At 40.4% G+C, this 22,243-nt stretch carries 20 protein-coding genes and 2 pseudogenes; 12 read left to right on the forward strand and 10 right to left on the reverse strand.

What is annotated here, in order from left to right:
- Window positions 1-49: 49 nt before the first annotated feature.
- From ACX27_RS16930 to pstB, 5 genes and pseudogenes are all read left to right on the forward strand, one after another.
- Window positions 50-1,183, forward strand: coding sequence for a sulfate ABC transporter substrate-binding protein (locus ACX27_RS16930; RefSeq protein ID WP_062294575.1), 1,134 nt, complete (start codon window positions 50-52; stop codon window positions 1,181-1,183).
- A 33-nt stretch (window positions 1,184-1,216) separates the two neighbouring features.
- A complete protein-coding gene (locus ACX27_RS16935; protein ID WP_062294576.1) occupies window positions 1,217-2,218 on the forward strand; it encodes a PstS family phosphate ABC transporter substrate-binding protein in 1,002 nt (333 codons plus the stop codon).
- A gap of 11 nt (window positions 2,219-2,229) precedes the next feature.
- Window positions 2,230-3,171: a phosphate ABC transporter permease subunit PstC gene (pstC, locus tag ACX27_RS16940; protein ID WP_062294578.1), complete on the forward strand. Its 942-nt coding sequence runs from the start codon at window positions 2,230-2,232 to the stop codon at window positions 3,169-3,171.
- A 5-nt stretch (window positions 3,172-3,176) separates the two neighbouring features.
- Window positions 3,177-4,079, forward strand: coding sequence for a phosphate ABC transporter permease PstA (gene pstA / locus ACX27_RS16945; protein WP_062294580.1), 903 nt, complete (start codon window positions 3,177-3,179; stop codon window positions 4,077-4,079).
- A 76-nt stretch (window positions 4,080-4,155) separates the two neighbouring features.
- Window positions 4,156-4,984, forward strand: a pseudogene (gene pstB, locus ACX27_RS16950) (phosphate ABC transporter ATP-binding protein PstB).
- 128 nt (window positions 4,985-5,112) lie between these two features.
- Here the strand turns inward: pstB and ACX27_RS16955 are convergent.
- From ACX27_RS16955 to ACX27_RS16970, 4 genes are all read right to left on the reverse strand, one after another.
- Window positions 5,113-6,030, reverse strand: a complete 918-nt coding sequence (locus tag ACX27_RS16955) for a histone deacetylase family protein (RefSeq protein ID WP_062294583.1) — start codon at window positions 6,028-6,030, stop codon at window positions 5,113-5,115.
- 167 nt (window positions 6,031-6,197) lie between these two features.
- Window positions 6,198-6,416 carry a hypothetical protein gene (locus tag ACX27_RS16960; RefSeq protein ID WP_062294586.1) on the reverse strand — a complete coding sequence of 73 codons (219 nt, stop codon included), beginning with the start codon at window positions 6,414-6,416 and terminating at the stop codon, window positions 6,198-6,200.
- A gap of 237 nt (window positions 6,417-6,653) precedes the next feature.
- Entirely contained in the window at window positions 6,654-7,022 is a 369-nt protein-coding gene (locus ACX27_RS16965) for a hypothetical protein (protein ID WP_235526246.1), read from the reverse strand.
- A gap of 24 nt (window positions 7,023-7,046) precedes the next feature.
- On the reverse strand, window positions 7,047-7,868 hold the full coding sequence (locus tag ACX27_RS16970) for a SirB1 family protein (RefSeq protein WP_200929815.1): 822 nt from the start codon (window positions 7,866-7,868) through the stop codon (window positions 7,047-7,049).
- Between the two features lie 946 nt (window positions 7,869-8,814).
- Between ACX27_RS16970 and ACX27_RS16975 the strand changes: the two genes are divergently transcribed.
- The 5 genes from ACX27_RS16975 to ACX27_RS16995 all read left to right on the forward strand — a co-directional run bounded on the left by ACX27_RS16975 (window position 8,815) and on the right by ACX27_RS16995 (window position 15,256).
- Complete coding sequence (locus tag ACX27_RS16975; protein ID WP_062294588.1) at window positions 8,815-9,816, forward strand: choice-of-anchor L family PEP-CTERM protein; 1,002 nt, start codon at window positions 8,815-8,817, stop codon at window positions 9,814-9,816.
- Window positions 9,817-10,091: 275 nt separating this feature from the next.
- Window positions 10,092-10,763, forward strand: coding sequence for a PEP-CTERM sorting domain-containing protein (locus ACX27_RS16980; protein WP_062294589.1), 672 nt, complete (start codon window positions 10,092-10,094; stop codon window positions 10,761-10,763).
- Window positions 10,764-10,976: 213 nt separating this feature from the next.
- The gene (atpD, locus tag ACX27_RS16985) at window positions 10,977-12,422 is read left to right on the forward strand and encodes a F0F1 ATP synthase subunit beta (protein ID WP_062294591.1); all 1,446 of its coding nucleotides are present in this window, start codon (window positions 10,977-10,979) and stop codon (window positions 12,420-12,422) included.
- A 99-nt stretch (window positions 12,423-12,521) separates the two neighbouring features.
- Window positions 12,522-12,935 carry an ATP synthase F1 subunit epsilon gene (atpC, locus tag ACX27_RS16990; protein ID WP_062294594.1) on the forward strand — a complete coding sequence of 138 codons (414 nt, stop codon included), beginning with the start codon at window positions 12,522-12,524 and terminating at the stop codon, window positions 12,933-12,935.
- 233 nt (window positions 12,936-13,168) lie between these two features.
- On the forward strand, window positions 13,169-15,256 hold the full coding sequence (locus ACX27_RS16995) for an SPFH domain-containing protein (RefSeq protein WP_062294596.1): 2,088 nt from the start codon (window positions 13,169-13,171) through the stop codon (window positions 15,254-15,256).
- A 407-nt stretch (window positions 15,257-15,663) separates the two neighbouring features.
- Here the strand turns inward: ACX27_RS16995 and ACX27_RS33955 are convergent, their stop codons facing one another.
- The 5 genes from ACX27_RS33955 to ACX27_RS17015 form a co-directional block, all read right to left on the reverse strand.
- Window positions 15,664-16,062, reverse strand: a complete 399-nt coding sequence (locus ACX27_RS33955; protein ID WP_235526247.1) for a hypothetical protein — start codon at window positions 16,060-16,062, stop codon at window positions 15,664-15,666.
- Entirely contained in the window at window positions 16,062-16,286 is a 225-nt protein-coding gene (locus tag ACX27_RS33960) for a hypothetical protein (RefSeq protein ID WP_235526248.1), read from the reverse strand. Before ACX27_RS33960 ends, ACX27_RS33955 begins: the two co-directional genes overlap by 1 nt.
- Window positions 16,287-16,424: 138 nt before the next feature.
- Window positions 16,425-16,730: a hypothetical protein gene (locus ACX27_RS17005; RefSeq protein WP_062294598.1), complete on the reverse strand. Its 306-nt coding sequence runs from the start codon at window positions 16,728-16,730 to the stop codon at window positions 16,425-16,427.
- An 11-nt stretch (window positions 16,731-16,741) separates the two neighbouring features.
- Window positions 16,742-17,446: a cadmium resistance transporter gene (locus ACX27_RS17010; RefSeq protein ID WP_062294599.1), complete on the reverse strand. Its 705-nt coding sequence runs from the start codon at window positions 17,444-17,446 to the stop codon at window positions 16,742-16,744.
- 330 nt (window positions 17,447-17,776) lie between these two features.
- A complete protein-coding gene (locus ACX27_RS17015) occupies window positions 17,777-18,409 on the reverse strand; it encodes a DUF1003 domain-containing protein (protein ID WP_062294602.1) in 633 nt (210 codons plus the stop codon).
- A 233-nt stretch (window positions 18,410-18,642) separates the two neighbouring features.
- On the opposite strand from ACX27_RS17015, the pseudogene ACX27_RS31785 reads away from it, so the two are divergent.
- Window positions 18,643-18,879 (forward strand): annotated as a pseudogene (locus tag ACX27_RS31785) (IS701 family transposase); the annotation flags it as partial.
- Between the two features lie 61 nt (window positions 18,880-18,940).
- On the opposite strand, the gene ACX27_RS17020 reads toward ACX27_RS31785, so the two are convergent.
- Window positions 18,941-20,179, reverse strand: coding sequence for an acetate kinase (locus ACX27_RS17020; protein ID WP_062294604.1), 1,239 nt, complete (start codon window positions 20,177-20,179; stop codon window positions 18,941-18,943).
- A gap of 326 nt (window positions 20,180-20,505) precedes the next feature.
- Between ACX27_RS17020 and ACX27_RS17025 the strand changes: the two genes are divergently transcribed.
- Entirely contained in the window at window positions 20,506-22,077 is a 1,572-nt protein-coding gene (locus ACX27_RS17025; RefSeq protein ID WP_062294606.1) for an adenosine deaminase, read from the forward strand.
- Window positions 22,078-22,243 lie beyond the last annotated feature (166 nt).

The raw sequence follows: 22,243 nt of genomic DNA on the forward strand, positions 1-22,243 counted from the left end.
AATTACAGTAACTCGATGGAGATGCTGTAGATAATGGGGTAAATGTTTGATGAATAAGTCGCAGCATCCAGCTACTATACATACTTGCATTGAGAAAACTGGACAGTTAATGCAAGTTTTGTATCAAAAAATCGTGAGAATTTGGTTGAACCAAACCTCTGTTAAAAGATTTGCATATTTATGCTTTTTAGGTGCGATTTTAAGTGTAGTTATCTCTGCTTGTGCGGGAAGTTATTCAGCGACAGAACCAGAAATTAAGTTAAGACTAGTTTCTTTCTCGGTCACTAAAGCTGCCCATGACCAAATTATTCCTAAATTTGTCGAAAAGTGGCAGAAAGAACACAACCAAAAAGTAGTTTTTGACCAAAGTTATGGCGGTTCTGTCGCTCAAGCGGCTGATGTAATTTCGGGTAAGCAAGAAGCAGATATAGTCCACTTAGCACTGCCATTAGATGTAATTAGAATTCAACAAGCTGGTTTAATTAAATCCAGTTGGCAGATTAGAACCCCCAGAAATGGCATTGTTAGTAGATCGGTAGCAGCAATTGTTACCCGTGAAGGTAATCCGAAAAAAATTCAAACTTGGGCAGACTTAGCTAAAGACGATGTGCAACTCATTGCAGCTAACCCTAAAACTTCAGGAATTGGCATTTGGGAATTATTAGCTTTTTGGGGTTCAGTTACGCAAAATGGCGGAGATGAAGCAACAGCTTTAAATTACATTGCCAAAGTTTATCAAAATGCTGCCGTCTTAACAAAAGATGCCCGTGAAGCTAGTGATGTGTTTTTTCAAAAAGACCAAGGTGATGTTTTAATTACCTACGAAAATGAGGTCAATTTAGCAGAGAAAACTACCTCAAAACTACCTTATGTCATCCCAGGATTAAATATTTCTATAGATAACCCCGTTGCTGTAGTAGATAAAAATATTGATGAACACAAGACAAGAAAAGTAGCCGAAGCATTTGTTGACTTCTTATATTCCTCAGAAGCCCAACGGGAATTTGCTAAATTACAATACCGTCCGGTAGATCCTACAGTTACCCAAGAGGTAATCTCACAATATACCCCCATTCAAACTTTATTCACAGCCCAAGATTTAGGGGGATGGGACATAATTCAAACAAAATTTTTAAACGATGGGGCAATTTTTGACAAAGTTAAAGCTAATAGTAAAGCATAAGTCCTCATCCAAATTCAGGGAATTAGCAATTGTATGAATTTTATTTCTCAATGCAAAAATAATTTATTACTGCTGTCTTTACTTGTAATTAGTTACAGCCTAACAGCTTGTAGTAGTCAAAAAGAAAAGCAACAACAAGTCAGTATTGATGGTGCGGCTGTAGGATTTCCGATTTCTTTAGCAGTAGCCGAAGAATATCATAATGTGAAAGCTGATGCTGTCGTAAGTGTTGCATCGAGTGGAACTGGGGGAGGTATTAGTAAATTTTGTGCAGGCGAAATTGATATTGTGGGTGCTTCACGTACCATTCGAGATGAAGAAATCGCTAAATGTAAAAGTAAAAATATTGAATTTTTGGAAATACCTATCGCTTTAGATGGTATAGCCGTGATTGTGAATCGGCAGAATGATTTTGTGCAATGTCTGACTGTTGATGAATTAAAAACCATCTGGAGTGCCAAATCAGACGGAAAAATTTTAACTTGGAATCAAGTTAATCCGAAGTTTCCTAATGAAAAGATGAAACTTTATGCACCTGCATCGGATACAGGTACATTTGATTATTTTACCCAAGCGGTGACAGGTAAAGCTAAAAATGGTCGTACAGATTATACTCCCAGCCACAATCAAAATACTTTAGTGCAAGGGGTGGCAGGTGATAAATATTCTTTAGGTTATGTGGGAATTTCTTACTACATTCAAAATCAAGATAAGCTGAATTTAGTAGCTGTAAAAAACCCTAATGACAAGTGTGAAAAACCTGTACCAGTTGATAATGTCGTGAAAAATATTTACACGCCATTGTCCCGTCCCTTGTTTATCTATGTGAGTAAAAAGTCATTAGATACAAAGCCAGCAGTCCAAGAATTTGTCGATTTTTATTTAGAAAACTCCTGGAAATGGGTAGATAGTGCGGGTTATGTGGCTTTACCTGATGAAGCTTACGTGAAAGTTAAACAGAAATTTTTAAAGGGGGAAACCGGCACAAAATTTAAAAAAGCTAAACCAGGTCAGCCAATTACTAACTTTATTTAATTTATTGATTTATGAGTACCATCAATCATCACAATGGTTTTCAGGAAGGTTCTAGGCGATCACTAGAAAAAAATCCATCCGAAGATATTACCGAAAACATTATAGCCACAATTTTATTTTGCTGTGGTTTAGTCTCGGTTTTAACAACATTTGGTATTGTCATTATTATCTTTCAGGTAACATTTGAGTTCTTCCAAGAAGTCCCATTAGCTGACTTTTTTCTCGATACTAAATGGACACCTTTATTTGCTGAAAGACATTTTGGCATTTGGCCATTAATTGCTGGGACTTTCTTAACTACTCTCACCGCTATGGCAGTGGCGATTCCTTTGGGTTTATCTTCCGCAATTTATTTAAGTGAATATGCCCAACCTAAAGTCGCCGCAATTTTGCGTCCAGCAGTAGAACTTTTAGCAGGGATACCAACAGTTGTATATGGATATTTTGCCCTGTTATTTGTTACCCCATTCCTGAGAAATTTCCTGCCTCTAGAAATCTTTAATGCTATGAGTGCAGGCTTAATGATGGGAATCATGATTACCCCGACAGTCGGTTCTATTAGTTTAGATGCTATCCAAGCCGTACCGAATTCTTTAAGAGAAGGTGCGTATGCTTTGGGAATCACTAAATTAGAGTCGATTTTTAAAGTGTTATTACCAGCAGCACTTTCAGGAATTACAGCTTCGATTATTTTAGGTATTTCCCGCGCTGTTGGTGAAACGATGACTGTAGTGATTGCTGCTGGACAACAGCCAAAACTGACTGTGAATTTGATGGAGTCAGTAGAAACGATGACAGCTTATATGGCACAAATTTCTGGTGGAGATAGCCCACGAGGAAGTCTCAATTTTAAAACTTTATATGCTGTCGGGGCTGTATTATTTCTGCTAACTTTGGCTTTAAACATTGTTAGCTACTGGATTTCCCATAGATTTAAAGAAAAATACGATTAATCAATATGGCTACAAGTTATCAAGGCAATAATTTTATCGATTCTAGTGCAGAATTCACCGATAATATTGAAAAAAGAGAGTCACTAGGTAAAGTATTTGAAATCATTTTTTTATTGGGGTTGTTGATTGGTTTATTTATTTTGGCATTACTGGTTTTTGATATTTGCCAAGATGGATTAGCCAGATTTTTAACCCCAGGTTTTTTAACAGAAACTCCGTCGCGGTTCCCGGATGAGGGAGGTATTCGACCCGCAATTGTGGGGAGTATTCTGTTAGCTATTATTGTGATGTTAGTCGCAGTGCCAATTGGTGTGGGAGCAGCTTTATATTTAGAAGAATACGCCCCTAAAGCTTGGTGGACTGCAATCATCGAAATTAATATTAGTAATCTTGCAGGTGTACCTTCGATTGTGTATGGGTTGCTGGGTTTAGGAGTATTTAATTATTTGCTAGGTTTTGGCCCGGCGTTAATTTCTGGAGCTTTAACTTTATCTTTGTTATCCTTACCAGTAATTATCGTGACATCCAGGGAAGCGATTCGTGCAGTTCCCGATTCTTTAAGATATGCTTCCTATGGTTTGGGTGTAACTAAATGGCAAACTATTTACCATCATGTTATTCCCTATGCGATTCCTGGGATATTAACAGGGGTAATTATTTCTGTATCTCGTGCTGTTGGTGATGCAGCTTGTTTACTTGTTGTTGGGGCTGTCAGTTTTCTGACTTTTGATCCTGGGTTATTCCAGAGATTTATGGCTTTACCAATTCAAATTTTTAGTTATCTGAGTCGCCCAGAACCAGGTTTTGCGAATTCATCAGCCGCAACAATTATTGTGATGATGCTGTTGATTTTAGTATTGAATGGTATAGCGATTTATGTTCGCCAACGCTTTTCAATAACTAGATAGGTATTGATTGAGGTAACAGCAAATTTTTGCAGATATCAAATAGGAATCTTAAATTCTTAAATTAGGTGTAACTACTATGACTCACAATGACAATAGAAGTAAGCAAAATAATAGCACACTGATTCAAGAAAGAAATGTGTTTAATATTGAGGGTCTGAGAGTTTACTATAGTGGGTTTTTGGCTTTGCTGGATGTTTATCTACAAATTCCCGAAAAGCAAATTGTGGCTTTTATTGGCCCTAGTGGTTGTGGTAAAAGTACTCTTTTGCGGTGCTTTAATCGGATGAATGATTTGATTCCGGGTGCGAAAGTTGAAGGCCGATTAAATTACCGCGATCGCAACATTTACGATCCTAAAATTAACTCAGTCAAATTACGCCGCCAAGTCGGGATGGTGTTTCAAAGACCAAATCCTTTCCCAAAATCTATCTATGAAAATATTGCTTTTAGCCCCCGTTCTAACGGTTATAAAGGTGATTTAGATGAGTTAGTTGAAGATTCCCTCAGACGTGCAGCAATTTGGGATGAAGTCAAAGACAAACTCAAAGCCAAAGGTACAGCATTATCTGGTGGACAACAACAAAGGCTTTGTATAGCACGGGCGATCGCTATGAAGCCAGATGTATTATTAATGGATGAACCTTGTTCTGCCCTTGATCCAATTTCTACCCGCCAAGTAGAAGAACTCTGCTTAGAACTCAAGCAGCAATACACAATTATTATGGTGACTCACAACATGCAACAAGCTTCGAGAGTTGCAGATTGGACAGCATTTTTTTAATACTGAAATTGATGAACATGGCAAACGCCGTGGTAAATTAGTCGAATTTAGTCCGACAGTTCAACTTTTCTCTTCTCCAACTACCAGAGAAGCAGAGGAATATATTAGTGGTCGTTTTGGATAGATGAAAGAGGCTAGAGGCTAGAAAAGTAACTTTTTCATACTTGTCCGTGAGATTTTCTCATGAATATAATATCTGGCATAAACAATCTTACTTTCTCATTCCTAATCCTTAGCCTCTAGCCCCTAGATTCACAAACAGCGTTCAATTGTGGCTAACACAGATTGAGAAAGTGTTAAAAAATCATAACCACCTTCTAAACCAAATAGAATTTTCCGCGTTATACCCAAACAATAATCAGTAAATAAACCATAATCTTCGGGAAGTAAATTCATACTTGCCAAAGGATCGGCAGCGTTAGCATCGTAACCTGCGCTGACAATTAATAAATCAGGTTGAAAGTTTTGTAAAAACGGGAATATTTTACTTTCTACCAGTGGGCGATAAGCTGTGATATCGCTACCTGGGGGCAGTGGCACATTTAAAACATTATTATGATAGCCACGTTCCGAAGCTCTACCAGTGCCAGGATAGCAAGGATACTGATGCAGAGAACAGTAGGCAATTTGGGGGTGAGTTTCCACGATCGCCTGAGTTCCGTTACCATGATGTACATCCCAATCCAGAATTGCCACACGCTTAATATCTGGTTGTTGGAGCGCATAAAAAGCTGCGATCGCCGCATTAGAAAATAAACAAAAACCCATCCCAGCATTACTTTCAGCATGATGTCCCGGTGGACGCGCCAGCACAAAAGCCGGATTTTCTGTCGCTAAGACAACATCAACACCATCTAACCAAGCACTCACCGCCAACAACGCCACATCATAGCTATTGGCTGAAACAGGTGTATCGCCATCAAGATAGCCACCGCCACTAGCCGCAATTTCTCCCAATTTTTTGACGTAAGCGGGACTGTGGGCTTGTAATAATAAAGACATCAGCAATGGTTTGTCGGCAACGGAAGTAGGTGCATGCCAAGCAATTTTTTCGGCAAACGCAGCTTCTTTTAACGCTGTAACAATAGCCGTTAGACGTTCTGGTTTTTCTGGATGATAATTTCCCGTCTTGTGATTCAGAAACTCATCAGAATAGATGACTGGTAGCATAGGTTGCAATCATCAAAGTTACTGAATGCCATTGTATAGCAGAAGGCAGGAGGCAGGAGGCAGGAGGCAGAAGTTATCAACTCTTGACACCTGAGTTTAAAGCTTATCTTTTATACTTCACTTACTTACAAACTGCTGTATATCCTTCTTGAGCTTCCAGTAGAATCCTACTCTTTTGTAAAGCCAATTAATTCATCAGTTGGTTCATCTAACATTTCGGGAACTAAAGCCGGGTTGCCTCTGCGTTCTGCTGCTGATTGTTCTCGAATGACATCATCCATTTTCGCTGGATGTTTGATTTTGTCTAGTGTTTCTGGACTTAATTGCGATGCGTCGCCTTCAGGATTCATTTTTTTTGCTTGGCTGGGAACTGTTCGCTTATCCATGAATTTTGTCTCCACATTTCTAGACTCAGCTTAAGCAATGCAATTACCAAGTACACACTATCTTGGGGCTTAAATTGCTATCTGATCAAGATTTAATCCCACCAATAAGCAACAATCACCGCATCACGATCTTGTGGAACATCTTCACCCCATAGCGCACCTTCTAAACGACTTCTCAGGCGGCGCTTTAACTGCCAAGCATAGTTTTCATTATTACCGTCAGTGACTTCTACAGAGTCAGCTTGCCATTTTTTTTCCTAAATCTACAAGCTGAGTCACCTTTGTGTCTTGGTTCTCAGCCAGGATATATAAAGTATCGGCAGGATAGGCAACGAAATGAATGATACTCGTCTCAGGCATAGGACGGTAGTTAGCCATTGCCAGGAGAGTATCTGTTAAACCACTAAAACTTAAACCGTTTTCATCTGGTGCAAAAATTGGCTTTGTGAATAGAAAGCTTGCCCATAAATCTCTATGGTTAGATAGGTCAGTAATCACTTCTTCACCATCAAACTGATTGAACCGACGCTGCCAAACCAAGGCTGCGAATATTTCTTGAGGTGTATAAGATTGAGCAATAAATTGCACTTTCGCTAAATCAAGCATTGCTTTTCCACCCTGACAACACATTTACTCCTTGCCCAGTTCGGTAAGTAACCGTCGAATGACCACTGCATCTTCAGCATCAGGAACTTTGGATAAGTAATTTTGTAAGTCTGCGACTGCTTGCGGGTAATGTCCTAATTGATAGTAAAGCAGACCGCGATCGCGGATTTCTAACATCGCCGTCGGAAATAACAATAAAATTCGCTCTACAGCAGACAGCGTTTTTCCCAAATCTTGCTGTTTAAGATATATATATTTTAAATTCGTCAGCATCCTCGCCAAAAACTGCCGATTGCTGACAGTAGCTAAAAATTCGGGTTTGAGGTTGACAGGTTGTTGAAACATTTGGGTGAGTCGTTCCTGACAATCTTCTGTAAACATTACCTCACCCCGATTAAAAGCATCCACAAAAATCTCCATATCAGGAATATCAGGACGGATGAGAAAATGTCCTGGTAATCCTATCCCCACCATCGGGAACTCAATTCTGTGGGCAATCTCCAGATAAACCAGTGCTAGAGTGATGGGAATTCCCATCCGACGGTCAATCACATCATTTAAAAAGCTGTTGCGGGGGTCGTAGTAGTTGCTACTATTGCCCGTAAATCCCAAATCATCATAGAGATACTGATTCAAGCTTTGAATCAACCGCAACGGATAGCGTGGAGTTGGTAAACGTTCTTGAACCTCTTGTGCCATTGTATCGAGGGCATTGAGATATTCTTCCGGGTCAAGGTTGGGATATTCTTCTTGGGCAATGTATAGTGCTGCCTTGGCCAAGTTGATATACTCGTCAGGTTGCTGAATCTCTTGGTAAAAATATTGTCTGGCTGACGAGAAATTCATAAGCAAATTCTGCTGTGACTCTAGATATGAAGCTAGGGCAAATAGGGACTGAGCGATTTTTGCACTTATCTTTATCTTAAGTGAAGAGCATGAAAGTAAAACGCCGAATGCAAAATCGCGTAACTTTATCAAACAGCATTCAGGAATCAGCCATCAGAAATCAGAATCATAAATAAGTTGAGAGTCTACTAGATAGAAATTTTGATAGTCTAACACAGCAATCATCAATAACTTACAAACATCTCTCTACCTTGTCTCCCTTGTTTCTTTTGCTCATACCCCAAATATGACTGCTATCGTATTGATTTTCAATCTTTATCACCATTCCGGGTTATTACTGAAAATGTAATATTTTCTACTCAAAATATTGACGACGGCTAGATAAATAAATAACAAAAATTATTAAAAAATGACGCTACTTGTGAGTTTAGTTTGTTTTCATCAGAAATTGATTTATGGATAAACTATATAAAAATTGCTTTGTATCAATTTAAAAATTGCCTTATATTTTATTTATTTTATTTTTATATTTAAATATAAAAAAATTTTGAAGGAATTGGATTTATTTACAAAGTTTTATTGGTAAAACTAGCCTTAAATTCCTCTCAAACTGTTATAAAATCAGCTTTTGTGAGTAGATTTACAGAATTACAAATTTAATTATTGTGTAAACAACAGTATTTCTACTATCCAAAAAAATAATTAAATACTAATCTAGTTACATAGACCAGCGAGAGCAAAATAAAGATTAACTCGCTAAGATTCGGCATAAATATGTTTTCAAAGTGTGGTTACAGCACTAGGTCGATAATCAGCGATCGCGGCTAGAGATGAATTCAGTTTGCAACCATAACACTTGCTATTTTCTGGCATTATACTTGCTAAAATTCCCTATATTTTAGCAGAAATAATATTGTCAATCTTCACGTTTAATTGGTAGAAAAACATGAAATCTCTCCGGGCTTTTTTCAAAACTGGTGCATTTTCTTTATTAGGCTTAGGATTAGTAACTGCACCTGCTCAAGCGGTCAATATTACTACTAACAGTGACCCGAATGTTTTAGTTAACAACATTTTAGGTTCAGGCATTACAATCTCTAATGCTACCTATCAAGGTGCATCCATAGCATCAGGAATCTTTACAGATGGTTTAGCTTCAGGTATCGGCATAGATAGTGGCATTATTCTGACCACTGGTAATGCAAAATTGGCATCTGGGCCAAATACTAGTGAGAGTGCATCTAGTAGCAACAAATTACCTGGCGATAATGACTTAAGTGCTTTAATTTCTGGTGTAAAAACCTTTGATGCTAGTGTACTGGAATTTGAATTTACATCCACAACTGGCAATTTATTTTTTAATTATGTTTTCGCTTCCGAAGAATATAACGAATACGTAAATTCTCAATATAACGATGTATTTGGCTTTTTCTTAGATGGTAAAAATATTGCCTTAATTCCTGGAAGCAATACCCCAGTTTCTATTAATACTGTTAATGGTGGTTATCCATTTGGTAGCAATGCCACCAATCCTCACTTATTTAATAATAATGCTTTCAGTGATGGTGGAATTTATAACCTGCAATATGATGGATTTACCAATGTATTTACTGCACAATTCTTGGGTTTAAGTGCAGGCGTACATCGATTGAAAATAGCAATTGCAGATGTGGGAGATTATCGTTACGATTCTGCGGTGTTTATTCAAGCAGGTACTTTTTCTGCTGGTGAACTGCCAAAACCAGAAGTACCAGAACCCACACCTGTTACGCAACCAGAAGTACCAGAACCTACACCCGTTTCTCAACCAACAACTCCTGTACCTACACCAGTCCCTGTACAACAAGTACCAGAACCCACCACTGTTTTAGGTGTATTGGCTAGTGCGGTCTTTGGTCTGACATCCCTCCGTAAGCGGACGATAGTAGCAACAAAAGCTCTCCGCTAAATTTTATGTAAAAATACGGAAACTTCATTATTAAATTACAAAGAAAGAAGTACTCTATAAAAGTAACTTCACAGAAATAACACGTAGTAAGATGACTGCAAAGCTCAAAACTTGCAGTCAAACTCATTGTTTACAAGAATTTACTGCGTATTCAGTGATGCGATCGCTATCAGGAGTAATTGTCCCCTAAAACACAGTACCCCTAGACAAGTTACTTAACAAACCGCCTGTATTACTACTGGCCTCTTTCTTTGGAAAAACATTCTACTTAAAGTATGGCTAAATCAAATTTTCTTACCACATTCAGTAAATTAGGACTAACATTAACCACCATCACAGCGATAGGGATGGCAACATCTCATACAGCTAAAGCCGCCACCCTGCTGTCTGACAACTTTAATAGTGAAAATGGTGGTGTAGGAAGTTTAAACTACAATGCTTTTACTAACTGGAACGTTTCTGGTGGCACCGTTGACTTAATTGGGAATGGTTTTTTTGACTTATTCCCTGGTAACGGACTGTATATTGATACAGATGGCTCAACTAATAATGCTGGCAGAATTACATCAAAAACAGCATTTACATTTAATCCAGGAGATGTAGTTGACATAAGCTTCGATCTTGGTGGTGCTAGAAGACGAGGCCAAACTAACTCAGTAATTGTCTCTTTAGGCAGCTTGTTCAACGAAACATTCACCTTACCAGCTAACCAAGCTTTGACCACCATTAGCCGCACCATTAATGTCACCACACTCACCACTGCTAATTTAGCCTTTGAAGGTGTTGGTGGAGATAATGTTGGTTTAATTCTGGATAACATTACTTTGTCACGCACGACGACATCAATTCCTGAACCTAGTGCTTGGTTAGGTGTGTTAGCCTTGGGTGCTTTAGGTACAGTTTCAATATCTAAACGTCAACTCCAGAAAGTAAAAGCTAAAGCATAAATAAATTTTCACTCAACTTTGTAGCGCCCGTGTCAGAATACATCTGACGCGGTGTTTTTTGTTTTTAGCCTCATTTCCAAAACAAAACACTGGTCTTAAGGAATTACTAACGGAGTTATGTCCCCTTCCGGTGCTACAGTGAAAGATGACATTGCTTAATCTTTTGTCATCAAAGACCTCATCTGAAATATAGCTTCAATCATTAGGCTCAGCATGGTCACCGCAGAAAAAACAAACATAGGCTACATTACCCAAATCATTGGTCCGGTTGTAGACGTTAAATTCCCTGGCGGTAAATTACCGCAAATCTACAACGCTTTGACCATCAAAGGCACTAACGAAGCTGGACAGGAAATCAACCTAACCATCGAAGTACAGCAACTGCTGGGCGACAACCAAGTTCGAGCTGTGGCGATGAGTTCCACCGATGGTCTAGTACGCGGTTTGGAAGTTGTCGATACAGGCGCTCCCATCAGTGTACCAGTGGGTAAAGCTACCCTGGGTCGGATTTTCAACGTCCTTGGCGAACCTGTGGATAACAGAGGGCCAGTCAACACGGAAGAAACCTTACCTATCCACCGTGATGCTCCCAAGCTAACTGACCTGGAAACCAAACCTTCCGTTTTCGAGACCGGAATTAAAGTCGTTGACCTGCTAACTCCCTATCGACGTGGCGGTAAGATTGGTCTGTTCGGCGGTGCAGGGGTCGGTAAGACCGTGATCATGATGGAGTTGATCAACAACATCGCTACCCAGCACGGTGGTGTATCCGTATTTGCTGGCGTGGGTGAGCGTACCCGTGAAGGGAACGACCTCTACAACGAAATGATTGAATCTGGGGTTATCAACAAAGACAACCTCAACGAATCTAAAATCGCTCTCGTTTACGGTCAGATGAACGAACCACCCGGAGCGAGAATGCGGGTTGGTTTGTCTGGTTTGACAATGGCTGAGTACTTCCGTGATGTAAACAAACAAGACGTACTGCTGTTTGTTGACAACATCTTCCGCTTTGTACAAGCAGGTTCCGAAGTATCCGCGCTACTAGGTCGGATGCCCTCTGCGGTAGGTTATCAGCCTACACTGGGTACTGACGTAGGTGCATTACAAGAACGGATTACCTCAACAACAGAAGGTTCCATCACCTCTATCCAAGCGGTGTACGTACCTGCGGACGACTTAACTGACCCCGCACCTGCAACCACATTCGCTCACTTGGATGGTACAACAGTACTGTCTCGTGGTTTGGCTGCTAAAGGTATCTATCCTGCGGTTGACCCCCTAGGTTCTACCTCTACAATGTTGCAGCCCAACATTGTAGGTGACGAACACTACAATACTGCTCGTGCTGTGCAAGCAACCTTACAACGCTACAAAGAATTACAAGACATCATCGCAATTCTCGGTCTAGATGAATTGTCTGAAGATGACCGTCTGACTGTAGCACGCGCTCGCAAAATTGAGCGTTTCTTGTCTCAGCCCTTCTTCGTAGCAGAAGTATTCACCGGTTCTCCTGGTAAATACGTAAAATTGGAAGACACCATCAAAGGCTTCCAAAAGATTCTGTCTGGTGAATTAGATGCTCTGCCAGAACAAGCCTTCTACTTGGTAGGCGATATCAACGAAGCGATCGCCAAAGCTGAAAAGCTCAAAGGCTAATATTCAGTGAACAGTCATCAGTGAACAGTGATCACCATCAAAACGATCGCTGTTTGCTGATCATTTCCTCATTGATAACTGATAACTGATAACTGAAACATGGCATTAACCGTTCGTGTAATTTCCCCAGACAAAACAATCTGGGATGCTGAAGCTGAAGAGGTAATTTTACCCAGTACAACTGGTCAGCTAGGTATCCTCAGTGGACACGCGCCTCTGTTGACAGCCTTAGATACAGGAGTAATGCGTGTTCGTGCCAGCAAAAATACCAACTGGCAAGCGATCGCACTTTTGGGTGGTTTCGCAGAAGTAGAAGCTGATGAAGTGACAATTCTCGTCAATGGCGCAGAACGTGGCGACACCATCGACGTAGACAGCGCACGCACAGCTTACAACGAAGCCCAAACCCGCCTAGCTCAAGTTCCAGCAGGCGATCGACAAGCTCAAATCCAAGCCAACCAAGCGTACAAACGCGCTCGCGCTCGTTTTCAAGCTGCTGGTGGTTTGGTGTAAACATTGCTCATAATCTGCAATTTTGTAGAGTAGGCTATCTGCTTGCTCTACAAATTTTTTTAGGGAGTATAGATAAGTGATCGGTGAGAGATCATAGTGTTAAGAGTCTTTTGTTCTCTAAAGTTCTTGTAAATTAAACTTTGCATAAAAAAATTACACCAAGTTTAAGAAAATCAGACCTTAGCAAGTGAAGTGATAAGTTAGATGATTAGTTGCCCAACAGGGCGCATAATATGAAAACTTTTCCATCTTGCTTTGGTAAGAGTAAGCAAAATAAATTAGTTCGTTTGGGATTGTCGGCATTGACAGCTTTAGCCATCACAGGCGGTATACATTCAGTTAATGCAACTTCCCTAAAAACCCAAAATTCAGCAGAAATCGCTTCAGCATCAGTCAATCTCAGCCAAACACAAGCCGTTACTAATCAGCCTTCCTATCAAGCAATGCAGATAGCACCATTGATTCCTATAGTGGTACTTGGTGGCGTTGTTATATTTGTGCCGTTGTTTTTTGGCGGACTCGTAGTGATTGGCGAACGGGAAGTTGGCATTGTCGTGAAAAAATTTGCCCTTTCTGGACGCGGACTGCCAGCCGGACGATTGATTGCCCTCAACGGTGAAGCTGGTTTACAAGCTGATACCCTTGCACCGGGTTGGCACTGGGGTTACTGGCCTTGGCAATATTCCGTTCGCAAAGAACCTGTAGTGGTAGTACCTCAAGGTGAAATCGCCTTGATTGTATCCGCAGATGGCGCATCCAACCCACCAGAAAGGATTTTGGGCAAAATTGTCGATTGCGATAATTTCCAAGATGCACGCAAGTTTCTGACCAATGGCGGCGAAAAGGGTCGTCAAATGAGTTTCTTGACTGCTGGTACTTACCGCATTAATACTGCACTGTTTCGCGTCATTATGGCGGCTAATGCCAAACACAATGATATGCAGGCAGAACAGTTGCGGGTGTATAGTGTGGCATCAGATAAAGTCGGCATTGTCACCACTTTGGATGGTTTACCGATTCCGGCTGGTGAAATCGCAGGGCCGATGATTCCCGGACACGACAATTTCCAGAATGGGCAAAAATTCCTCGATGCTGGTGGTAGACGAGGTTTGCAAGAGCAAATTTTACTGTCTGGTTCGTGGAACCTGAACCCTTGGTTTGTGCAGGTTGAGCAAGTCCCAATGTCTGAAATCCCGATTGGCTATGTGGGTGTGGTGATTTCTTTCGTTGGTCAATCTCAAGAAGATGTCAGTGGCGCAACTTTTACGCATGGTAACTTGGTGAATCCCGGACACAAGGGTGTGTGGATAGAACCGTTGTACCCAGGTAAGCATCCTGTCAACTCTCGAATTATGAAAATTGAGTTGGTTCCCACGACTAACATTGTGTTGAATTGGTCAAGTCGTACCGAACGCCACAGTTATGATGCTCATTTGGCTTCTTTGACAGTGCGATCGCGCGATGGTTTTGCCTTTGATTTAGAAGTCGCCCAAATTATTCACGTAGGCGCTTTGGATGCACCAAAGGTAATTTCCCGTGTGGGTTCAATGCAAAATTTAGTTGACCATGTATTAGAACCGACTATTGGTAACTATTTCCGCAACTCCGCCCAAGATTACACTGTACTTGACTTTCTCACCGCCCGGAGCGATCGCCAAGCAGAAGCGGCTGAATATATTCGCGCCGCATTACGCGCCTATGACGTGCAAGCAATTGACACTTTAATCGGTGATATTCAACCGCCAGCATCCTTGATGCAAACCCAAACTGACCGCAAAATTGCTGAAGAACAACGCAAAACTTACGAAGTGCAGCAGGTAGCCCAAACCCAACGTCAGCTACTAGTTAGGGAAACAGCATTGGCTGATATCCAACAAGAAATGGTGAAATCAGAAAAAAGCGTCCAAATTGCGGAACTCAAAGCCCAAGCTCAAATTCAACACGCTACTGGGGACGCAGAAGGAATCAAACTACGGGCTATAGCCGAAGCCGAAGGAATCCGCGCCACAGGTAACGCCAAAGCCGAAACCTACCGCGCTGGTGTGGAAGCCTTGGGACAACAAGGTTATACAGCTATGCAACTAATGCAAATTATCGGCGATCGCAACGTCCGGTTGATACCAGAAGTTTTGGTCAGTGGTAACGGTAGTAATAATGGCTTGGTCGATGGTTTACTTTCAATGATTTTGTGGAATCAAACCGCCAAGCAAGGTGAAGTCACACCCACATCTTTACATCCGCATCCAATAGTTGTGAATAACCCATCAGTTTCACCAAATAATCACTCGCCGATAGTTGCGGAGTTACCAACGGATAAGTAATCCCAATTTGGAATTCGTGAGCGATAAGATACCCGACTTCTTTGAGAAGTCGGGTATCTTGACATTTAGATTAATCTGAGTTCGGGATAAGAAAATGGACAGATAGCAAGATGAAAATAACGTCAAAGTCAGCAACCTGCTCTGTGTTTAGTTTAGATTCTTTATTCTGCCATGTAGATGATTTCCGCAAAGCATTTGAAGTGCAATGGCACAAAAATTAAGACATTATTTATTTCAAAAATACTTTCTTAAATTTGTGATGTCCGTGATACAGATAATTTATTCCTAAATAATCTGTATCACACTTTTAGTGAATTGGTATTACTAATTGATTAAAAACCCCCCTAGCCAACTAGGAGGGGGAAAATATTATTTGATGTAATTAGACATAGAATGTCTAGCAAATATTAGTCAATGATTTGTGGGCTAGGAATTTGCGCGTCGATATCTGCCTGAGATAACGTAGGGAGCAACCAGTTACCTTCACCAGCCTTGAAAACTTTGGCAGGTGCAACATTCAATTCAATTGCACCAGTAGCTAGATCAGTTCTAGCAATTGACTGCGTACCATCGACAAACTTCACAGCAATTGGTTCAGTTAACTCTTGTGCTTGAGCAGTCGGACTTAAAACTACCTGAGAACCTGCGGGTAAGTATATACCATCACAATCCCAATCATCATCTGTGATTTGCCCTGCTGCCAAAAAGTAAAGTTGTGTTGAATATTTTTTCGGTTTATTAGCATAAACACCCAAAGTTCTTCCGGTTTCATTACGGCATTGCGCCCGCTTCTTAGCCGTTTCCATCACATACTTCTGAGACTGCAATTGTGATAATTTTTCTTGAAATTGTTCGGGCGTATAGCAGCTTGTTCGGGGTTATCTCTCACACTGAGAAGTTGATAGAGTGCTTGAGTTACCTCAGCATAGTCAGCCCCTTTAGTGAAATCCTTGCCTGCCCAAGAAGGTTGAGCAATTGTCAGATTCAAGATAAACACGAAAGCGACAAGAATAATTTTGATGAACTGCATATTTTTCTCCTGGAATTGAGATTATTGGTAATTAGATTGGGCAATTAATAATTGCTTAATAATTGAATAAAAGAGTAAAGAGACAGAATTAAAGCAAGGCTAAGAAAGCTTTTTGATGATTTTTGTATAAGTCTTGATTTAGCGTAATACAGACTCTTGAATCTTAGGAAAACTCTCTAGCTTATTAGGATTCACCCAGCGATTAATAAATTCATGGTTTTTGCGTATCTTAATTTGCACTTGTTTAGGGCTTAATTTAACTACCTCAGCAGGAATTTTTTGCACATCAGTATCAGAACGCGCCTTGTAAAGCCAGATAACTTTTTGACCAACTTCAAATTTGTGAGGATAATTAACTAAAGAAATATGAGTGTCTGCCCAAGAAGGAAATGCAACTACTAAATTTATTAAAATCATTAAAACCGTTAAAGAAAAAGCTTTCATGTTTTTGGCAATTACAAAATTTGAGTTTTAAATTTGGAAGTTTGAATTATTTTGAGTAATCCCATTAAACATAAACAAGTTACTGTCAAAGCAATTGGAGTCAGCGAAGCACTATCTAAGATAATAAACACGCCTAAGCCTATCAATACAAAGGGAACAAAACTATTGCCATAACGGGTTAACAAATTGGCGATCGCACTTTGGCAAGTCAGTTTATAAGTCACGTAACACCAAACGCCTACCAGCAATAAGAAGACTGTAATAATTAATAGCAACTCCAAAACAGTACTATTAGCGAATAATGGCATATAAATGCCTACATTATCACTGCCGTTTGCAATGGTAATAGCCGCCACACTATAAGCTTGAGGAGATAAAAAACTAGCGACAGTAGAAGAATGAGACAATTCTATTTCTGATTCTACATCAGATGAAGAATTAATTTCGGGATTAAACAAACGATTTAATCCAATAGTAATTGGCACTAAACCCAAAAGCCCAATCCAATGAGATGGTAATATCAACCCTCCTAGAAAACCAAATAGGCTAGCAATAACTAGAGTACAGAAGCCTAGGTACTGACCAATTACAATATGCCGACGGCTGAAAGTGGCATTTGCCTGAGAGAATAACAGCGTGAGAATAACTAAATCATCTAGGTTGGTAGCTGTAAAAGCCGTGATTCCGGTGGGGATAGCTGTAATAATTTCGTTCATTTTTATCTCTTCTCAATTTTATTGCTGATAATGTTTCGAGTAGCGTTCGTTGATGTCTGCAAATTCTGAGGAAATTGCTATTTAATGAAGCGTGCAGATATAGCATCTCCAATCCAATTGGTAAGCTGTGTCTACTGGGAATAAAGTACAAAAAGTATAATTTCTCTTGATGAACTTCCTTACCAAAGGAAAATATTATTCTCGATTGGTAAACTTCAAAAGCGGCTTTTATTTAGCCTCAGATATTTCAGGAGCAAACCTACAAATGAATCGAGTCAAGTAAAATGCAGGTTCTTATCTGGTACTCAAAGAAGAACTTATGGTTCGCTATTATTGGCGAGTCAGCTTTTCAACAACTTTATTGTTATCGCCTACTGGTTGGTCAACAGAAAAATATTTATTGCTGGAACTTTGTTTAGCAAATTTGCTGTTAGTTTGAATGTGCATTCCTGGTAAAAGAGCTACTTTAACTTCTTTATTCTCTTTCGGAGTATGCACTAAAGTAACTTTAAGTTCATTGATAACTTGTTGTTGTTCTTTGATAATTTGAGTTAGTTCATTGAGCTTTTGAGAGTGTAATTCATCCAATTTTTGATGTAACAATTCAATATTTTGACTAGCTCTCAGATTCACTTGGTGGTCGATTTCGGCATTTCTGCGGTCAGTGTCAGACTGGCGATTCTGACTCATTAATACAATTGGTGCAGTATAGGCCGAAGCAAATGAAAACACCAAGTTGAGCATAATAAAAGGTGACTCATCCCAGTGAGGAACTCCTGGTGCCAAGTTCATTCCCACCCATCCTGCTAAGACAGTGCTTTGGCAAATCAGAAATTTCCAAGAGCCTACATGGCTCGCTAATTTATCGGCAAGCCGCTGTCCGCGTGTTAATTGCTCTGTGGATGTATTTTCAATTACTTTTACATCAACGCTATTTGATAATGTTTTTTTGGTGGTATTCATGTTGCACCTCTTTGGGTAATTCAGTATTTGTTTGGGTTGATACTTTTAAATTACGCTTTCCCAAAGATAGAAGCAAATATTCTTTTTTGTTTTAACGATAAACAAAAGTGATTGTTTCTGAAATATTGGCAAGCAGGGGAAAATCTCAGCGATCGTATGACGAATTTTTTGTAGGCTTATCCCTCTTCTGTCACTTTCCGGGTATTGTGAATAAAAGAATAAAAAAAGAAAACATTGAAACTGAGCAGCCAAGAACCCGTCATATTGATTTTTCTAATCATCAACAATGGAATCATGAATCTGGATGGAAGAATGTTTTAAATAATCTGCGTCTAATCGTCTAACCACTCTTACTATTTTGGTTGATTTATCCCTGGCTCGATATTTTCCCTAATTCACAGTTATTAATGGGATTCAATCATTTAATTGCAGCCATGAATCAGTTTAAACCCTGTTATGCTTCTGGATGATTTAGCTTCTTTACTACTTGCTTATCCCGGAAAGTGACACAAGAGGGATACTTCCAATTCCCTACTCCCTACTCCCTGCTTCATTCTTTTTCATGATTTGCCAAGATTGTTGTGCGATCGCCCAATCTTCTTGGGTATGAATTACTAACACTCGCACTGTAGAATCAGGTGTGGCAATATCTTGATCAACAGGTTTATTTTGATTTTTTTCTGGGTCAATTTTCAAGCCCAAAAATCCAAAGGCTTCGCAGACGGCTTGACGAATCCCGGCTGATTTTTCTCCTACGCCTGCGGTAAATAACAATACATCTAATCCACCCAAACTAGCCAGCATCGCCCCAATTTCCGAACGCAGGCGATGGACGTACATATCCCAAGCGAGTTGGGCGCGTTCATTACCTTGGGCGATCGCATCAATAACTTGCGGTAAATCGCTGGAAACTCCAGAAATTCCACGTAATCCAGAAGCTTTATTTAATACATAATCCAAGCTTTCGGCTGAGTAATTAAATTGTCGCATTAGGTAAATTAAAATCCCTGGGTCGATGGAACCGCAACGACTACCCATCATTAACCCATCTAAAGGTGTGAAACCCATTGTTGTATCAATACTGCGACCATCTTTAATTGCTGCTAAGGAACAACCGTTACCCAAGTGACAACTAATGATTCGCAACGATGCTAAATCTCGACCAAGAATTTGCGCCGCCCGTCCAGAACAATATTGATGACTGATACCGTGAAACCCATAACGGCGAATACCTTGTTCTACCCATTCATAAGGGCCGGGATAAATCGCCGCCGCATCCGGGAGTGTGGAATGAAAACCCGTATCAAATACTGCCACTTGGGGAACTTCGCCTAAACTTTTCTCAATTGCTTCGATACCTTCTAAAGCTGCTGGATTATGTGCAGGTGCAAGGTTAGAAAGACGAGCGATCGCACCTTTAACTTCTTCAGTAACCACCACACTATGGCGGTAATCTTGCCCACCATGAACTACACGATGTCCCACCACATCAATTTCTGACACTTCATTGACTACTTTAGTCGCACCACGACTGAGGGTATAAAGCATATAAGCCATGTGTGCTTGGCGAGAGTCACCATAAATCGATTCATGCAAAGTTTCACCGGAGGCTGTTTTAACCTCAATTTCTGCCGCACCCCGATCTTGAGTCCAGTTGACTTTGCCTTCCCATAGTGGTTTGGGTGCTTCTGGGGGTAAAGCATCATCAGCTATTTCATACAAACAACTTTTTTGACTGCTAGAGCCAGCATTTAGTACTAGGATTTTCATAACTTTGACCTGAAGTGCTGAGTGCTGAGTAAAAATACTAGTCCGACTTTCATGTTTGGCTTATGAAATAAGTCTCGCTGAGGTTAATGCGATCGCCTTGAAAATTCTTCAACCTGCTGAAAGTGGCGGTGAACTAGAAAATTGTGCCATTTTGAGCTATGGATAAACCAAATTGAGTGACCATACTGCGGAATAATCGCAATTTAGTCGCAAAAGCAAAGTTTTTTGAGAAATGCAATAGACTTTCATCTAATGTTAATCGAGATGTTTTTTGCTTTATTTTAAGCATCTAAGCGTTGTCAATGTTTTACAAAAAATAAATCTATATGCCTAGACGAGCGCCCTTATATTTTTTTTTAGGAATATTAACGAGTTCTAGCTGTTTCATCTTCAGTGTATCAGCCCAAGTTCCATCTAATTCGCAGCAATCCTCAACTCGGAGTGAAGCTCAAGCTGCTAGTTGGTTTGAAGCCCATCGCTCCCAGCCAGCCGCTTTACGAGCATTTGTACAGCGAATGCCGAAGGGAGGAGATATTCACAGTCATCTAAGCGGGGCTGTGTATGCAGAACATTATCTAGAGTGGGGTGCAACCGATGGGTATTGTGTGAATCCACAAGCGGGGACTTTAGTTGAACCCAAGGCTTGTAATCAGGACAGTAGCTATTTTCCCGCCTCAGAATTGTTCAACCGAACATCTGTTTATGATTCTCTAATAAATCGTTGGTCTACTCGTAACCTGCAATTTGCTGGAAAATCTGGACACGACCAATTTTTTGAAGCTTTTGCTGGATTTGGGACAATATCAGACTCTATGAGCCGTCGGGATGATATGGTTGCATCCGTAGCAAATCGGGCAGCTTCGCAGCATATTACTTATCTAGAGTTAATGCTGACTGTTCAAGGGAGTGAAGTTCGACAGCTAGGGCGTGAAGTGGGTTGGAATCAAGACTTCAAAGAGATGCACAGTCAATTGCTCAAGCGAGGATTAACCAAGCTAGTGACACTTGGCTCTCAGCAATTAACACAGTTGGAGAGTGAAGTTGCGAAAACACTCAGTTGCGGCACTCCATCAGCACAGCCTGGATGTACAGTTACCGTGCGCTATTTACAGCAAACTACCAGAACAAAATCGCCGGTGGAAGTATTTGCTCAGTTAGCTTATGCTTTTGCACTGGCTTCATCCTCCAAGCAAGTAGTTGGGATTAATCTCGTCGCTCCAGAGGATCACCCGATCGCACTGCGTGACTACACCTTGCAAATGCAGATGCTACAATTTCTCAAACGCCAATATCCCAATATTAAGGTTTCACTTCATGCCGGAGAGTTAACCTTGGGGTTAGTTCCAACCGAGCATTTACGTTTTCATATTCGGCAAGCTGTAGAAGTAGCACAAGCATCTCGCATTGGACATGGTGTAGATATTCTGTTTGAAGAGCGTCCTTTTGAGTTGATGAAGCAGATGCAACAACGCGGCGTGTTGGTTGAAATCTGCCTGACTAGTAATGAGGTCATTTTGAATGTCCAGGGAAATCAGCATCCTTTTATGCAGTATTGGAAAGCTGGAGTACCAATGACTCTTGCTTCCGATGATGAAGGCATTTCCCGCATTGATTTGAGTCATGAGTATTTGTTAGCCGCAACAAGATATGGGCTGACATATAAAGACCTCAAGCGACTGGCTCGCAATAGCTTAGAATATAGTTTCGCTACCGGAAATAGTCTTTGGAAGTCCCCTGAATTTAAGGCAATGGTTCCCGCTTGTGCCAGCGATACCCCTGGTGATACCTCTGTTTCTTCAGGATGCAGTGCTTTTTTGCAAAAGAGCGATCGCGCAAGAATACAATGGCAACTAGAGTCGGAATTTACTCAGTTTGAATCTTTGGAAAACTGGCTTTGATTGACTTTCCCAAAAATACTTTAATCCCACATTCCGCCTTCTCTTTTGTTAATTGGAGATGCAGAATGTGGGATTTGATTATGAAATCTAAATTCTAGTAGTTCGTCTCATTAGTTGTGAGAAGTTGGTGGTGGTCAAATCCCCGACTTTTGATAAAAGTCGGGGA

Source organism: Nostoc piscinale CENA21, from assembly GCF_001298445.1.
Classification (GTDB): Bacteria; Cyanobacteriota; Cyanobacteriia; order Cyanobacteriales; family Nostocaceae; genus Nostoc_B; species Nostoc_B piscinale_A.

Excerpts from the sequence above, each read along its gene's own strand:
- ACX27_RS16930 (WP_062294575.1), top strand. The coding sequence starts at position 50 with ATGAATAAGTCGCAGCATCCAGCTACTATACATACTTGCATTGAGAAA.
- ACX27_RS16935 (WP_062294576.1), top strand. The coding sequence starts at position 1,217 with ATGAATTTTATTTCTCAATGCAAAAATAATTTATTACTGCTGTCTTTA.
- pstC (WP_062294578.1), top strand. The coding sequence starts at position 2,230 with ATGAGTACCATCAATCATCACAATGGTTTTCAGGAAGGTTCTAGGCGA.
- pstA (WP_062294580.1), top strand. The coding sequence starts at position 3,177 with ATGGCTACAAGTTATCAAGGCAATAATTTTATCGATTCTAGTGCAGAA.
- ACX27_RS16955 (WP_062294583.1), bottom strand. The coding sequence starts at position 6,030 with ATGCTACCAGTCATCTATTCTGATGAGTTTCTGAATCACAAGACGGGA.
- ACX27_RS16960 (WP_062294586.1), bottom strand. The coding sequence starts at position 6,416 with ATGGATAAGCGAACAGTTCCCAGCCAAGCAAAAAAAATGAATCCTGAA.
- ACX27_RS16965 (WP_235526246.1), bottom strand. The coding sequence starts at position 7,022 with ATGCTTGATTTAGCGAAAGTGCAATTTATTGCTCAATCTTATACACCT.
- ACX27_RS16970 (WP_200929815.1), bottom strand. The coding sequence starts at position 7,868 with ATGAATTTCTCGTCAGCCAGACAATATTTTTACCAAGAGATTCAGCAA.
- ACX27_RS16975 (WP_062294588.1), top strand. The coding sequence starts at position 8,815 with ATGAAATCTCTCCGGGCTTTTTTCAAAACTGGTGCATTTTCTTTATTA.
- ACX27_RS16980 (WP_062294589.1), top strand. The coding sequence starts at position 10,092 with ATGGCTAAATCAAATTTTCTTACCACATTCAGTAAATTAGGACTAACA.
- atpD (WP_062294591.1), top strand. The coding sequence starts at position 10,977 with ATGGTCACCGCAGAAAAAACAAACATAGGCTACATTACCCAAATCATT.
- atpC (WP_062294594.1), top strand. The coding sequence starts at position 12,522 with ATGGCATTAACCGTTCGTGTAATTTCCCCAGACAAAACAATCTGGGAT.
- ACX27_RS16995 (WP_062294596.1), top strand. The coding sequence starts at position 13,169 with ATGAAAACTTTTCCATCTTGCTTTGGTAAGAGTAAGCAAAATAAATTA.
- ACX27_RS33955 (WP_235526247.1), bottom strand. The coding sequence starts at position 16,062 with ATGGAAACGGCTAAGAAGCGGGCGCAATGCCGTAATGAAACCGGAAGA.
- ACX27_RS33960 (WP_235526248.1), bottom strand. The coding sequence starts at position 16,286 with ATGCAGTTCATCAAAATTATTCTTGTCGCTTTCGTGTTTATCTTGAAT.
- ACX27_RS17005 (WP_062294598.1), bottom strand. The coding sequence starts at position 16,730 with ATGAAAGCTTTTTCTTTAACGGTTTTAATGATTTTAATAAATTTAGTA.
- ACX27_RS17010 (WP_062294599.1), bottom strand. The coding sequence starts at position 17,446 with ATGAACGAAATTATTACAGCTATCCCCACCGGAATCACGGCTTTTACA.
- ACX27_RS17015 (WP_062294602.1), bottom strand. The coding sequence starts at position 18,409 with ATGAATACCACCAAAAAAACATTATCAAATAGCGTTGATGTAAAAGTA.
- ACX27_RS17020 (WP_062294604.1), bottom strand. The coding sequence starts at position 20,179 with ATGAAAATCCTAGTACTAAATGCTGGCTCTAGCAGTCAAAAAAGTTGT.
- ACX27_RS17025 (WP_062294606.1), top strand. The coding sequence starts at position 20,506 with ATGCCTAGACGAGCGCCCTTATATTTTTTTTTAGGAATATTAACGAGT.